The sequence below is a fragment of the Acidovorax facilis genome, from assembly GCF_023913775.1.
In the GTDB taxonomy this organism is placed as follows: domain Bacteria; phylum Pseudomonadota; class Gammaproteobacteria; order Burkholderiales; family Burkholderiaceae_C; genus Acidovorax; species Acidovorax facilis.
Genome location: NZ_JAMXAX010000019.1, coordinates 48,085 through 61,658, shown reverse-complemented (window position 1 = coordinate 61,658; position 13,574 = coordinate 48,085). Strand labels below are relative to the sequence as shown.

Here is a 13,574-nt window from a genome sequence, read left to right as displayed (position 1 = left end):
AGCCCGCCCCCGCGTAGCTACCACCTCGGCGAACGAAGCCGTTGCTACGCCCCAGCGCACCGCCACCGCTACAGCCCCCACCCGCGCCGGACGCAAGGCAGACAGCGTGGCCTCGTCGCTGGCAGCGCCTGACACAGCTCCATTGGTCCAGATTGAGACCCGAGCACGCACACCCCAACCCTCCGCCGCCCCCGTGGCCCGAAGCACCGGCACGCGCAAGGCACGCAGCACCGACACACCTGCCGCCGTCACCGCCAGCACCACCCCGGCCACCGCGACCACCACACGCACCCGCAAATCCGCACCGCAAGGTCCGACCAAGCTCTTTGTGCTGGACACCAACGTGCTCCTGCATGACCCAACCAGCCTCTTCCGCTTTGAAGAGCACGACATCTTCCTGCCGATGATCGTGCTGGAAGAACTGGACGGCCACAAGAAGGGCATGACCGAAGTGGCCCGCAACGGCCGCCAGGCCAGCCGCACGCTGGATGCCCTGGCTGCCGCCCAGGGCGCCGACATGGCCAAGGGCCTCAAGCTTGACTCCACCGGCCAGCGTGCTGCGGGTGGCCACCTGTTCTTCCAGACGGTGCCACTGGACTACAGCCTGCCCACCAGCCTGCCCCCGGGCAAAGCCGACAACCAGATCCTGGGCGTGGTCGAAGCCCTGCGCAAGCTGCACGCACCGCGCGAAGTGGTGCTGGTCTCCAAAGACATCAACATGCGCGTCAAAGCCCGCGCGCTGGGCCTGACTGCCGAGGACTACCAGAACGACAAGACGCTGGAAGATGGCGACCTGCTCTACGCTGGCGTGCTGGCCCTGCCCCCCGACTTCTGGGCCAAGAGCGGCAAGAACGTGGAAAGCTGGCAAAGCGGCGCCCACACCTATTACCGCATTGGCGGCCCCATCGTGCCGCAGCTGATGATCAATCAGTTCGTGTACTTCGAAGCCCCCGGCGAGCCCAGCCTGTTTGCGCGCGTGAGCGAAATCCGCGAGAAAACAGCGGTACTGCAGACCCTGAAGGATTACGGTTCGGCCAAAAATGCCGTGTGGGGCGTGACCACGCGCAACCGCGAACAGAACTACGCCATGAACCTGCTCATGGACCCCGAGATCGACTTCGTGACCCTGACCGGCACGGCCGGCACCGGCAAGACCCTGCTCGCCCTGGCTGCAGGCCTGACCCAGGTGCTGGACGATCGCCGCTACACCGAGATCATCATGACCCGCGCCACGGTGAGCGTGGGCGAGGACATCGGCTTCCTGCCCGGTACCGAAGAAGAAAAGATGGGCCCCTGGATGGGCGCGCTGGACGACAACCTGGAGTTTTTGGCCAAGGGCGACGGCGGCAATGCTGGCGAGTGGGGCCGCGCTGCCACCAACGAGCTGATCCGCAGCCGCATCAAGATCAAGAGCATGAACTTCATGCGCGGACGCACCTTCCTGAACAAGTACGTGATCATCGATGAGGCGCAGAACCTGACGCCCAAGCAAATGAAGACGCTGATCACCCGCGCCGGTCCCGGCACCAAGATCATCTGCATGGGCAACCTCGCGCAGATCGACACGCCGTACCTGACCGAAGGGTCATCCGGGCTTACCTACGCCGTGGACCGCTTCAAGGGCTGGCCGCACAGCGGGCACATCACGCTGGCGCGCGGCGAACGCTCGCGCTTGGCAGATTTCGCCAGCGAGGTGCTCTGAGTTGGCTGCAGGCTGGGTTGCAGCACTGAAACTGGTGCCCTGGGGCGACGTCATCGAGGCGACGCCCCAGATTCTCCAGGCGGCCAAGAAGCTGCTGGGCACCACCCGAAAAGGGAACGCTGAAGCTGCTGCGGGAGCACTCGAAGGCGCTGGGGGCGAACCCGCCATTCCCGTGGCCTTGCAGCTGGAACATCTGCGCGAGCGGGTGGTAATGCTGGAGCAGGAGCAGCAGGAATCCGCCGTGCTGATCCAGTCACTGGCCGAACAGAATGCCCAGGTGGTGCAGGCGGTAGAAGTGCTGCGCCAACGCCAGCAACGGCTCACTGGGGCTGTGGGTGTTCTTGCCGTGGGATGTGCGGGTTTGCTGGTGTGGGTGCTGCGACCGTAACGGAACTCCGACCAAGACCATCTACCCCGAACAAAACTCCTAATTTGATAGCTACTTGCGCTTACCCAATAAGCGCTAGTGGCTATTTTTACTAGAAATCGTCGCCCGAACCCATGGCCAGGTTCTCGAAGCGCGTCTGGTTCTTCTGGAAGAACAGCTTCACGGTACCCGTGGGGCCATTACGCTGCTTGCCGATGATGACCTCGGCCACGTTGGGCTCCTTGGAGTCCTTGTTGTAGTAGTCGTCGCGGTAGATGAACATGATGATGTCCGCGTCCTGCTCGATAGCGCCCGATTCGCGCAGGTCGGACATCATGGGGCGCTTGTCGGTACGTTGTTCCACCGAGCGGTTGAGCTGCGACAGCGCGATCACCGGGCACTGCAGCTCCTTGGCCAGCATCTTGAGGCCCCGGGAAATTTCACCCAGCTCGGTCGCCCGGTTGTCCGAACTGGCCGCCGAACCAGAGCCGCTCATCAGCTGCAAATAGTCGACCACGATCAGGCCCAGCTTGCCGCACTGGCGCGCCAGGCGCCGCGCGTTGGCGCGCAATTCGCCGGGTGTGAGGCCCGGGGTTTCATCAATGTGCAGCGAGACGGTGCGCAGTTTTTCAATCGCCTCGGTCAGGCGCGGCCACTCATCATCGGTGAGCTTGCCGGTGCGCAGATTGCCCTGGTTCACCCGGCCAATCGAACCCACGATACGCACCGCCAGCTGGGCGGCGCCCATTTCCATCGAGAAGATGGCGACCGGCAGGCCCTCATTGAGCGCCACGTGCTCGGCAATGTTCACCGCGAACGAGGTCTTGCCCATGGAGGGGCGCGCTGCCAGCACCACCATGTCGCCCGCCTGCAGACCCGAGGTCATGCGGTCCAGGTCCGCAAAGCCTGTGGGCACACCCGTCACATCCACAGGGTTGTCCGCCATCTCCTGCACGCGATCGAGCAGGTCGATCACCAGCGTATCCAGCGACTGGAAACCTTGCTTGGTGCGCGAGCCTTCCTCGCCAATAGCAAAAATCTTGGACTCGGCCTCGTCCAGAATCCGTTCGACCGTCTTGCCTTGCGGGTTGAACGCATTGGTGGAAATTTCGTCGCTGGCCGTGACCAGCTTGCGCAGGATGGCACGCTCGCGCACGATTTCCGCATAGCGGCGGATGTTGCTGGCGCTGGGCACGTATTGCGCCAGATTGTTCAGATAAGCCAGCCCACCCATCTCTTGCACCTTGCCCTGGTTCTGCAGGTGCTCGAACACGGTGATCACGTCGGCCGGCTTGCTGGCGTTGATCAGTGCGCCGATGGCCGAGTAGATCATCTGGTGTTCGTGGCGGTAGAAATGGCTTTCTACCAGCAGGTCGCCCACGCGGTCCCAAGCGTTGTTGTCCAGCAGCAGGCCCCCCAGCACACTGGACTCCGCCTCAATGGAGTGCGGCGGCACGCGCAACTGGGCGATTTCGCGGTCGGGCACCGGCGTGAAGCCATCGTCAAGGGGCGGAAAAACAGCAGACATGGAATCCTCGGAGCTAACCCGGCATGCTAGCGCCCGTGCGGCGCGCCGTCATGGCACAAGTCTGTGGATAAAGTTGGGGCAACCAGTGGGTAACCATGTACAAACCAGAGCCGCACAAAAACAAAAGCCGCCCGAAGGCGGCTTTGCGTGAAACACCGAAGTGAATCTCAGGCGGTTTCGCCGTAGACCGACACGGTCACGTCCACCACCACATCGGTGTGCAGAGCCACGCTGACAGTGCTTTCGCTCACGACCTTGATCGGGCCGTTGGGCAGGCGGATTTGCGACTTGGCAACCTTGTAGCCTTGCTTGCTCAGCTCTTCGGCGATGTCGTGGTTGGTCACGGAACCAAACAGACGACCGTCCACGCCAGCCTTTTGCGTCAGCTTGACGGTGGTGCCAGCCAGCTTTTCGCCTTGGGCTTGGGCTTCTGCCAGCTTGGCAGCTGCGGCCTTTTCGAGTTCAGCGCGCTTGGCTTCGAACTCTGCCTTTGCGGCTTCCGTGGCGCGACGGGCGCGGCCAGCGGGGATCAGGAAGTTGCGGGCGTAGCCGTCTTTGACCTTGACGATTTCACCGAGGTTGCCGAGGTTCACAACCTTGTCGAGCAGGATGATTTGCATGGGTTGTGCTCCTTAGATCTTGTGCTGGTCGCTGTAAGGCACCAGGGCCAGGAAGCGAGCGCGCTTGATGGCGGTGTTCAGCTGACGCTGGAAGATGGCGCGCGTGCCGGTCAGGCGTGCGGGGATGATCTTGCCGTTTTCGGCGATGAAATCGCGCAGCGTATCGACATCCTTGTAGTCGATTTCTTCAACACCGGTCACCGTGAAGCGGCAAAAGCGCTTGCGCTTGAACAGCAGGGACTGGGTGTTGCGCTTTGGGCGCTTGTCTTTGTTGAACTTCTTGAACGTGGCCATTGCGGACCCCTTGAAAATTAATTTTGTTGAATATCCTGGATGTGCAGTACTGCGGTCTTGCCATTGCGCGGGTTGGCCAGAAATCCATGGAAAGTCCAGAGACTTCCGATGTTCTGCCGTGCCAGTCGCTCGGCCATCGCTCCAAAGGCAATGGCTTTCATGGCGGCCCTGACTTCGCGGGGGTGGCCTGCCTCGGTTTGCTGGGACTCGTGTTCGAGGCGCAGCGTGAGGGCAGGCAGTCCGGCGGGCGTGTAGCGCAGGGGTTCAGCCTCTGCGATACAGGCGGTCAAGACTACGCGGTTCTCCACTCCAACGGGCTAGATCAGCGCTCGGCGCGATCTGGGCGCTCGCCACGCTCGCCGCCAGCAGCTGCATATTCAGCTTGGCTGGCCTTGCGGGCTTCTTCGCGCTCGACGGTCTTCATCATGGAAGATGGACCCGTGTCGGCCTTCTTCTTCTGAACCGTCAGGTGGCGCAGCACGGCGTCGTTGAACTTGAAGGCGTGCTCCAGTTCAGCCATCACGGCCTGGTCGGCTTCGATGTTCACGCACAGGTAATGGGCCTTGGCCAGCTTGTTGATCAGGTACGCCAGTTGACGGCGGCCCCAGTCTTCCACGCGGTGCACCTTGCCACCGCCAGCGGTGATCATGCCCTTGTAGCGCTCCAGCATGGCGGGAACTTGTTCGCTTTGATCCGGATGGATCAACAAAATGATTTCGTAATGACGCATGCATACTCCTTTTGGGTAAGACCACCCACTGCGTCTTGAAGTGGTGTGGCAAGGGAAAGCCTGCGATTATAGCCCGGCCTGCGTCGCTTGTACACTCAGCGCTTCGCCGCCCCTGTGCAGGCGTACAAAAAGATGCCATAGATGCGTCCAGCCCCTTGTAAAACCAGTGGCTGGGCCGACATGCAATACAACAAACCGCGATGCATACGGGGCTCGTGAGACCATGCCCCTGGTGCAGACCTTGATTTGTGGTGGCACGCCCCCAGATCCCGCGCGTACCGTTCATTTACTTCCAGACCAAGACATGTCCGACACCAGCCAAACCCCCCCCGCACAGAGCGCCTCCGCCCCCGAAGAAGTCGAAGCCGCCATGGCTGCCCACGCCTCTGACGAGCTGGCACGCCTGCAGGGCGAGTTGGCCGAGCTCAAGGCCAAAAGCGCTGATCTGGCCGACCAGTTCCTGCGCGCCAAGGCCGAGGCCGAAAACGCCCGCCGCCGCGCCGAAGACGAGGTTTCCAAAGCCCGCAAATTCGGTATCGAGAGTTTTGCCGAGAGCCTGCTGCCCGTGGCCGACAGCCTGGATGCCGCCCTGGCCATCAAGGAAGCTACGCCCCAGCAGCTGCGCGAAGGCGCCGACGCCACCCTGCGCCAGCTGACGTCGGCACTGGAGCGCAACAAGGTGATTGCCATCAACCCGGCCGCTGGCGCCAAGTTCGATCCGCACCAGCACCAGGCCATCAGCGTGGTGCCTGCCGAGCAGGAAGCCAACACCGTGGTGGCTGTGCTGCAAAAGGGCTATGTGATCGCCGAGCGCGTGCTGCGTCCGGCCCTGGTCACGGTGACGGCTCCCAAGTAAGCCTCAAAAAAATCGACCCGGAAGACTTGAACCACACCAAGTTATCCACAAGTTACTAGCCATCCAAACCATTCAAGCATTCGGAGAAAAATCATGGGAAGAATCATCGGCATTGACCTGGGTACGACCAACAGCTGCGTCTCCATCATGGAGGGCAACACGACCCGCGTGATCGAAAACAGCGAAGGTGCACGCACCACGCCCTCCATCGTGGCCTACCAGGAAGACGGCGAGATCCTCGTCGGTGCCTCGGCCAAGCGCCAGGCCGTGACCAACCCCAAGAACACGCTGTACGCCGTCAAGCGCCTGATCGGCCGCAAGTTCACCGAAAAAGAAGTGCAAAAGGACATCGACCTGATGCCCTACAAGATCGTGGCCGCCGACAACGGCGACGCCTGGATCGAAGTGCGCGGCAACAAGCTGTCGGCGCAGCAGGTGTCTGCCGACATCCTGCGCAAGATGAAGAAGACGGCTGAAGACTACCTGGGCGAGCCCGTGACGGAAGCAGTCATCACCGTGCCCGCGTACTTCAACGACGCACAGCGCCAGGCCACCAAGGACGCTGGCCGCATTGCGGGCCTGGATGTCAAGCGCATCATTAACGAGCCCACCGCTGCTGCCCTGGCCTTTGGCCTCGACAAGCAGGAAAAGGGCGACCGCAAGATCGCTGTGTATGACCTGGGTGGCGGCACGTTTGACGTTTCCATCATCGAAATCGCGGACGTGGACGGCGAAAAGCAGTTCGAAGTGCTGTCGACCAACGGCGACACCTTCCTGGGCGGCGAAGACTTCGACCAGCGCATCATCGACTTCATCATTGACGAGTTCAAGAAGGAGTCGGGCGTCAACCTCAAGAATGACGTGCTGGCCCTGCAGCGCCTGAAGGAAGCGGCCGAGAAAGCCAAGATCGAACTGTCGAACTCGGCCTCGACAGACATCAACCTGCCGTACATCACGGCAGACGCATCGGGCCCCAAGCACCTGAACATCAAGCTGACCCGCGCCAAGCTGGAACAACTGGTGGAAGAGCTGATCGAGCGCACCATCGCTCCTTGCCGCATGGCCATCAAGGACGCTGGCGTGTCGGTGTCTGACATCCATGACGTGATCCTGGTCGGCGGCATGACCCGGATGCCCAAGGTGCAGGAAAAGGTCAAGGAATTCTTCGGCAAGGACCCCCGCAAGGACGTGAACCCTGACGAAGCCGTGGCCGTGGGCGCCGCCATCCAGGGCCAGGTGCTGTCGGGTGACCGCAAGGACGTGCTGCTGCTGGACGTGACGCCCCTGTCGCTGGGTATCGAAACCCTGGGCGGTGTCATGACCAAGATGATCACGAAGAACACGACCATCCCGACGAAGTTCGCACAGACCTTCTCGACGGCCGACGACAACCAGCCTGCCGTGACCATCAAGGTCTACCAGGGCGAGCGCGAAATCGCTACCGGCAACAAGCTGCTGGGCGAATTCAACCTAGAAGGCATTCCACCTGCGTCCCGCGGTGTTCCTCAGATCGAAGTGTCGTTTGACATCGACGCCAACGGCATCTTGCACGTGGGCGCCAAGGACAAGGGCACGGGCAAGGAAAACAAGATCACCATCAAGGCCAACTCGGGCCTGTCGGAAGAAGAGATCCAGCAGATGGTGAAGGATGCCGAGCTGAACGCGGCCGACGACAAGAAGAAGCTGGAGCTGGTGCAAGCCCGCAACCAGGGTGAAGCCGCCGTGCACAGCGTGAACAAGAGCCTGGCCGAACACGGCGACAAGCTCGACGCAGGCGAAAAGGACGCGATCACTGCTGCAGTCAAGGCACTGGAAGAAGCCTTGAAGGGCGAAGACAAGGCCGCGATTGACGAAAAGACCACGGCGCTGATGGCTGCCAGCCAGAAGCTGGGCGAAAAGATGTACGCCGAGTCGCAGGCAGCGCAAGCTGCTCAGGCAGCCGGTGGTGCAGAGGCCGCAGGCGCATCGGCCGGTGGTGCGTCCGCCAAGCCCTCAGACGACGACAACGTCGTCGATGCCGAGGTGAAGGAAGTCAAGAAGGGCTGAGCACGCCCCCGTTGACCCCAGCCGCCGCGCGGGGCCCTTGACGGGGCTTGCGCGGCGTTCCTGTTCCAACCGGGCTCAGAATGACCATGTCCAAAAGAGACTTTTATGAAATCCTGGGCGTTCCCAAGAACGCCTCGGACGAAGAAATCAAGAAGGCCTATCGCAAGCTGGCGATGAAGCACCACCCTGACCGCAACCAGGGTGACGCAGCCAAGCCTGCCGAAGAAAAGTTCAAGGAGGCCAAAGAGGCCTACGAGATGCTCTCCGACCCGCAAAAACGTGCGGCCTACGACCAGTACGGCCACGCCGGGGTGGACCCCAACATGCGCGGCCCCGGCGGCGCGGGGGCGGAGGGCTTTGGTGGTTTTGCCGAGGCCTTTGGCGACATCTTCGGCGACATGTTTGGCCAGCAGGGCGGGCGTGGGCGCGGTGCCGGCGGCCGACAGGTGTACCGGGGCAGCGACCTCAGCTACGCCATGGAGATCACGCTGGAAGAAGCCGCGCGCGGCAAGGATGCTCAGATCCGCATCCCCTCGTGGGAGAGCTGCGACACCTGTCACGGCAGCGGTGCCAAGCCCGGCACCAGTGCCAAGACGTGTGGCACCTGCCAGGGCGCAGGCACGGTGCAGATGCGCCAGGGCTTCTTCAGCGTGCAGCAGACCTGCCCCCACTGCCGCGGCACGGGCAAGATCATTCCCGAGCCGTGCACCACCTGCCACGGCCAGGGCAAGCTCAAGAAGCAAAAGACGCTGGAAGTGAAGATTCCTGCGGGCATCGACGACGGCATGCGCATCCGCTCCACCGGCAACGGCGAGCCGGGCACCAACGGCGGCCCGCCGGGTGACCTGTACATCGAGATCCGCCTGAAGAAACACGACATCTTCGAGCGCGATGGCGACGACCTGCACTGCCAGGTGCCTGTGAGCTTCATCACGGCAGCACTCGGCGGCGAGATCGAAGTGCCCACGCTGGCTGGCAAGGCAGCGATCGACATTCCTGAAGGCACCCAGGCCGGCAAGCAGTTCCGCCTGCGTGGCAAGGGCATCAAGGGCGTGCGTGCCAGCTACCCGGGCGATCTGTACTGCCACATCGCAGTCGAGACACCCGTCAAGCTGACCGAGCACCAGCGCAAGCTGCTGCGCGAACTGGAAGATTCGCTCAAGAAGGGCGGCGCCCGCCACTCGCCCAGCGGCGAGAGCTGGACGGACCGGCTGAAAAACTTCTTCAGCTGACCGCGCACCGGCATCCCACCGAAAACCGCTTGTGGCCTTTTGGCCCTGGCGGTTTTTTCTTGATGCAGGGCAAGAAACTCCCTAAGGCCCGTGCGATGCACGCACAGCGCAGTAGGATGGGTCTCATCGATGATCACCCGGGAGCTTGGGCACATGAACGTCAACATCACCTTCCTGGGCGGCTCCGGCACGGTCACCGGCTCCAAGTACCTGGTGCGCTACAACGGCAAGAGCCTGTTGGTCGATTGCGGCCTGTTCCAGGGCTACAAGCAGTTGCGCCTGCGCAACTGGCAGCCCCTGCCCGTCACGCCGCACCAGATCGACGCCGTGGTGCTGACCCATGCCCACCTGGACCACAGCGGCTACCTGCCGCTGCTGGCGCGCGACGGCTACACCCACGCCATCCACTGCACACCGGGCACGCGCGACCTGTGCACCATCCTGCTGCCCGACAGCGGGCACCTGCAGGAAGAAGACGCGGCCTTTCTCAACCGCCACCAGCTCAGCAGCCACAGCCCCGCCCTGCCCCTGTACACCCGGCTCGACGCGCTGCATTGCCTCAAGCAGTTCCAGATCCACCCATTTCACAAGGCGTTTGAGCCCCTGCCCGGCTGGCGCGTGACGTTTTCGCCCGCAGGCCACATCCTCGGCGCAGCCAGCGTGCTGCTGGAGGTGGGAGGCCGACGCATTCTTTTCTCGGGCGACCTGGGCCGGCCCGATGACCTGCTCATGAACCCGCCCGACGCACCACCCCAGGCTGACACGGTGCTCATCGAGTCCACCTACGGCGACCGCGAGCACCCGCCCGAAGGCTTGCTCGATGAACTGGGCCCCGCCCTGCAGCGCCTGGCAGCGCGCGGCGGCATTGCCGTGGTGCCGGTGTTTGCCGTGGGGCGCGCGCAGGTGGTGCTGCACGCCATCGGCCTGCTCAAGGCGCAGGGCGTGGTGCCTGCATCGCTCAAGGTGTTTCTGGACAGCCCCATGGCCGTCAGCACCACGGGGCTGTTCCAGCATCACATGCAGGAACACCGCCTGAGCGGCCGCGAGGTGCAAGCGCTGGAGCATGGGGCCACCATGGTCCAGACACCCGAGCAATCCAAGGGGCTGGCCAAGCTGCATGGACCCATGGTCATCCTGTCGGCCAGCGGCATGGCCACCGGGGGGCGCGTGTTGCACCACCTGGCACTGCACGCGGGCGACCACCGCAACATGATCATCCTGACCGGCCACCAAGCCCCAGGCACCCGTGGTGCGCGGCTGGCAGAGGGTGAGAAGACCATCCGCATCCACGGACAGGACGTGGCCGTTCGCGCCGAGGTGGTACGGCTGTCCTCTGCGTCAGCCCATGCCGATGGCAACCAGCTCATCGCCTGGCTTCGCAGCATGGGCCACGCGCCGGACCAGGTGTATGTGGTGCACGGCGAAATGAGCGCCTCGGACCTGCTGCGCCAGCGCATTGAGCATGAGCTGCGCTGGCGTGCCGCTGTGCCAGAACACGGCAGCACCTGCACCGCCTGAGCCACGGTAGCGTTCTGGGCTTCAAAGGGCCTGCTCACGCGCGGACGGGCATCCCAACCATCGCGCATCGCGATGGCAAAGCACCAATAATGCGGAGAAAATAAATAACCTTCTCATTCCGAGAAGACAAAGCCCCATGAAAAGCTCCGAGCGCAGTTTTGCGCGCCGTATCGACCTGACCTCGCTGCAACTGTTTGTGGCGGTGTGCGAGCTCGGCAGCATTGGCCGCGCGGCTGAGCGCGAATTCATTGCGGCATCGGCCGTCAGCAAGCGCCTGTCGGACCTGGAAACTGCCGTGGACACCGCCCTGCTCTACCGCCACAGCCGGGGCGTCACGCTCACACCCGCAGGCGAGAGCCTGCTGCACCATGCGCGCACCGTGCTGTTTGGCCTCGAACGCATGCAGGGCGAGTTGAGCGAATACGCAGACGGCGTGCGCGGCCATGTCCGCATGCATGCCAACATCTCGGCCATCTTCCAGTTCCTGCCCGAAGACCTGGGCGCCTTCGCGCGCGAGCACAGCCAGATCAAGATCGACCTGCAGGAGCACCTCTCCAGCGACGTGCTGCATGCCGTGCAGGAGGGCGCCGCCGACTTGGGCATCTGCAACATCGGCATGGCCAGTGTCAACGGTGCCCTGGAATTGCAAAGCCGCCCTTACCGCGCCGACAATCTGGTGCTCGTTGTGCCCCTGGCGCATGCCCTGTCTGCGCTAGATGCTATCAATTTTGAAGAAGTCCTGGACTGGGACATCGTGGGCCTGCACGCCAACAGCAGCATCAGCCTGGCCATGCGCGCCGCCGCTGCCGCCGCCGGGCGCCCACTGCGCCAGCGCATCCAGGTCACGGGGCTCGACGCCATGTGCCGCATGATCGACAACGGCCTGGGCGTGGGCCTGCTGCCTGACCGGGCGTTTGCGCTGATGCGCGGCGTGGGCAACCTGCAAGCCATCCCGCTGACCGATGCCTGGGCCCACCGCGAGCTGCGTGTGGTGGCCCGCGACTTCGACGCCCTGCCCGTCACGGCCCGTTTGCTGGTGGAACACCTGTCACCCCGGCCAGACCCCGACACTAAAATCCAATCACCCACCTGAAAAGCAGAAAGAAAGCCACGCCATGGGACGCACCCTGTACGACAAGATCTGGGACGAGCATGTCGTCCACACCGAAGAGGACGGCACCTCCATCCTCTATATCGACCGCCATCTGGTGCACGAGGTGACCAGCCCCCAGGCGTTTGAAGGCCTGCGCGAGGCGGGCCGCAAGGTCTGGCGCATGAGCTCCATCGTGGCCACCGCCGACCACAACACGCCCACCACCGGCTGGGAAAACGGCTACGACGGCATCACCGACCCGATCAGCAAAGAGCAGATCACCACGCTGAACGACAATATGGCGCAGATCTCGCCCGCTGCGTTCTTCCCCTTCATGCACAAGCGCCAGGGCATCGTGCACGTGATCGGCCCCGAAAACGGCGCCACCCTGCCCGGCATGACGGTGGTATGCGGCGACAGCCACACCAGCACGCACGGTGCATTCGGCGCATTGGCCCACGGCATCGGCACATCCGAGGTCGAGCACGTGATGGCTACGCAAACCCTGCTGGCCAAGAAGGCCAAGAACATGCTGGTGCAGGTGGACGGCACGCTGGCCAAGGGCGTGACGCCCAAGGACGTGGTGCTGGCCATCATCGGCAAGATCGGCACGGCCGGCGGCACAGGCTACACCATCGAATTTGCAGGCTCCGTCTTCCGCGCGATGAGCATGGAAGGCCGCATGACCGTGTGCAACATGGCCATCGAAGGCGGCGCGCGCGCTGGCCTGGTGGCGGTGGACGACAAGACCATTGAATACGTCAAGGGCCGCCCCCTGTCGCCCACGGGCGTCGAATGGGACCAGGCCGTGGCGTGCTGGAAGACGCTGCACTCCGATGCCGACGCCAAGTTCGACACCGTGGTGAAGCTCGACGCCTCCGAAATCGTGCCGCAAGTCACCTGGGGCACCTCGCCCGAGATGGTGCTGGGCGTGGACGCCCGCGTGCCGGACCCCGACAAGGAAAAGGATGCCAACAAGCGCGGTGCCATCGAGCGCGCCTTGACCTACATGGGCCTGCAGCCCGGCAAGGCGATCAACGACATCACCATCGACAAGGTGTTCATCGGCAGCTGCACCAACAGCCGCATCGAAGACATGCGCGAAGCCGCTGCTGTGGTGAAGAACCTGGGCCGCAAGGTGGCTAGCAACGTGAAGCTGGCCATGGTGGTTCCCGGCTCGGGCCTCGTCAAAGAGCAGGCCGAACGCGAAGGCCTGGACAAGATTTTTGTGGCCGCAGGCTTTGAGTGGCGCGAGCCCGGCTGCAGCATGTGCCTGGCCATGAACGCCGACCGCCTGGAGCCGGGCGAGCGCTGCGCATCCACCAGCAACCGCAACTTCGAAGGCCGCCAGGGCGCTGGTGGCCGCACCCATCTCGTCAGCCCCGCCATGGCAGCAGCCGCCGCCGTGCACGGTCATTTTGTGGACATTCGCCAATTCGCCTGAAGGAGCCCGCCATGAAGAAAATCGCCGCCATCCTCATCGCACTGTCTGCCGCCTTGCTGCTGGGCGGGTGCAACACCGTCAAGGGCGTGGGCCAGGACGTTCAACGGGCGGGGGGTGCACTCGAACGCGCCGCCAATAAATAAC

14 protein-coding genes are annotated in these 13,574 nt (G+C 63.3%); 9 read left to right on the top strand and 5 right to left on the bottom strand.

The features are described from left to right. Both NFX52_RS08810 and NFX52_RS08805 read left to right on the top strand, forming a co-directional pair. On the top strand, positions 1-1,702 hold a 1,702-nt coding region (locus NFX52_RS08810; protein ID WP_252635608.1), incomplete at its 5' end, for a PhoH family protein. 1 nt (position 1,703) lies between these two features. Next, the gene (locus tag NFX52_RS08805) at positions 1,704-2,090 is read left to right on the top strand and encodes a hypothetical protein (RefSeq protein WP_055399381.1); all 387 of its coding nucleotides are present in this window, start codon (positions 1,704-1,706) and stop codon (positions 2,088-2,090) included. A gap of 91 nt (positions 2,091-2,181) precedes the next feature. On the opposite strand, the gene dnaB is transcribed toward NFX52_RS08805, so the two are convergent. From dnaB to rpsF, 5 genes are all read right to left on the bottom strand, one after another. Beyond that, positions 2,182-3,597, bottom strand: coding sequence for a replicative DNA helicase (dnaB, locus tag NFX52_RS08800; RefSeq protein ID WP_055399383.1), 1,416 nt, complete (start codon positions 3,595-3,597; stop codon positions 2,182-2,184). A gap of 167 nt (positions 3,598-3,764) precedes the next feature. Next, a complete protein-coding gene (gene rplI / locus NFX52_RS08795; RefSeq protein ID WP_055399385.1) occupies positions 3,765-4,217 on the bottom strand; it encodes a 50S ribosomal protein L9 in 453 nt (150 codons plus the stop codon). A 12-nt stretch (positions 4,218-4,229) separates the two neighbouring features. Further along, complete coding sequence (gene rpsR, locus NFX52_RS08790; RefSeq protein WP_005795932.1) at positions 4,230-4,511, bottom strand: 30S ribosomal protein S18; 282 nt, start codon at positions 4,509-4,511, stop codon at positions 4,230-4,232. 17 nt (positions 4,512-4,528) lie between these two features. Further along, positions 4,529-4,819: a primosomal replication protein N gene (priB, locus tag NFX52_RS08785; protein WP_055399387.1), complete on the bottom strand. Its 291-nt coding sequence runs from the start codon at positions 4,817-4,819 to the stop codon at positions 4,529-4,531. 14 nt (positions 4,820-4,833) lie between these two features. Then, positions 4,834-5,241 carry a 30S ribosomal protein S6 gene (rpsF, locus tag NFX52_RS08780; protein ID WP_055399389.1) on the bottom strand — a complete coding sequence of 136 codons (408 nt, stop codon included), beginning with the start codon at positions 5,239-5,241 and terminating at the stop codon, positions 4,834-4,836. Positions 5,242-5,545: 304 nt separating this feature from the next. On the opposite strand from rpsF, the gene grpE reads away from it, so the two are divergent. The 7 genes from grpE (at position 5,546) to NFX52_RS08745 (ending at position 13,573) form a co-directional block, all read left to right on the top strand. Next, on the top strand, positions 5,546-6,097 hold the full coding sequence (grpE, locus tag NFX52_RS08775) for a nucleotide exchange factor GrpE (protein WP_055399391.1): 552 nt from the start codon (positions 5,546-5,548) through the stop codon (positions 6,095-6,097). 93 nt (positions 6,098-6,190) lie between these two features. Then, a complete protein-coding gene (gene dnaK / locus NFX52_RS08770) occupies positions 6,191-8,143 on the top strand; it encodes a molecular chaperone DnaK (protein ID WP_055399393.1) in 1,953 nt (650 codons plus the stop codon). Between the two features lie 86 nt (positions 8,144-8,229). After that, positions 8,230-9,375 (top strand): molecular chaperone DnaJ, encoded by a 1,146-nt coding sequence (gene dnaJ / locus NFX52_RS08765; protein WP_055399485.1) that lies wholly within the window; start codon positions 8,230-8,232, stop codon positions 9,373-9,375. Positions 9,376-9,528: 153 nt separating this feature from the next. Then, positions 9,529-10,893 carry an MBL fold metallo-hydrolase gene (locus NFX52_RS08760; protein WP_176886610.1) on the top strand — a complete coding sequence of 455 codons (1,365 nt, stop codon included), beginning with the start codon at positions 9,529-9,531 and terminating at the stop codon, positions 10,891-10,893. Between the two features lie 136 nt (positions 10,894-11,029). Beyond that, positions 11,030-11,986, top strand: coding sequence for a LysR family transcriptional regulator (locus NFX52_RS08755; RefSeq protein ID WP_055399395.1), 957 nt, complete (start codon positions 11,030-11,032; stop codon positions 11,984-11,986). A gap of 22 nt (positions 11,987-12,008) precedes the next feature. Beyond that, positions 12,009-13,430 (top strand): 3-isopropylmalate dehydratase large subunit, encoded by a 1,422-nt coding sequence (leuC, locus tag NFX52_RS08750; RefSeq protein ID WP_252635607.1) that lies wholly within the window; start codon positions 12,009-12,011, stop codon positions 13,428-13,430. An 11-nt stretch (positions 13,431-13,441) separates the two neighbouring features. Next, positions 13,442-13,573: an entericidin A/B family lipoprotein gene (locus NFX52_RS08745; protein ID WP_055399399.1), complete on the top strand. Its 132-nt coding sequence runs from the start codon at positions 13,442-13,444 to the stop codon at positions 13,571-13,573. Position 13,574 lies beyond the last annotated feature (1 nt).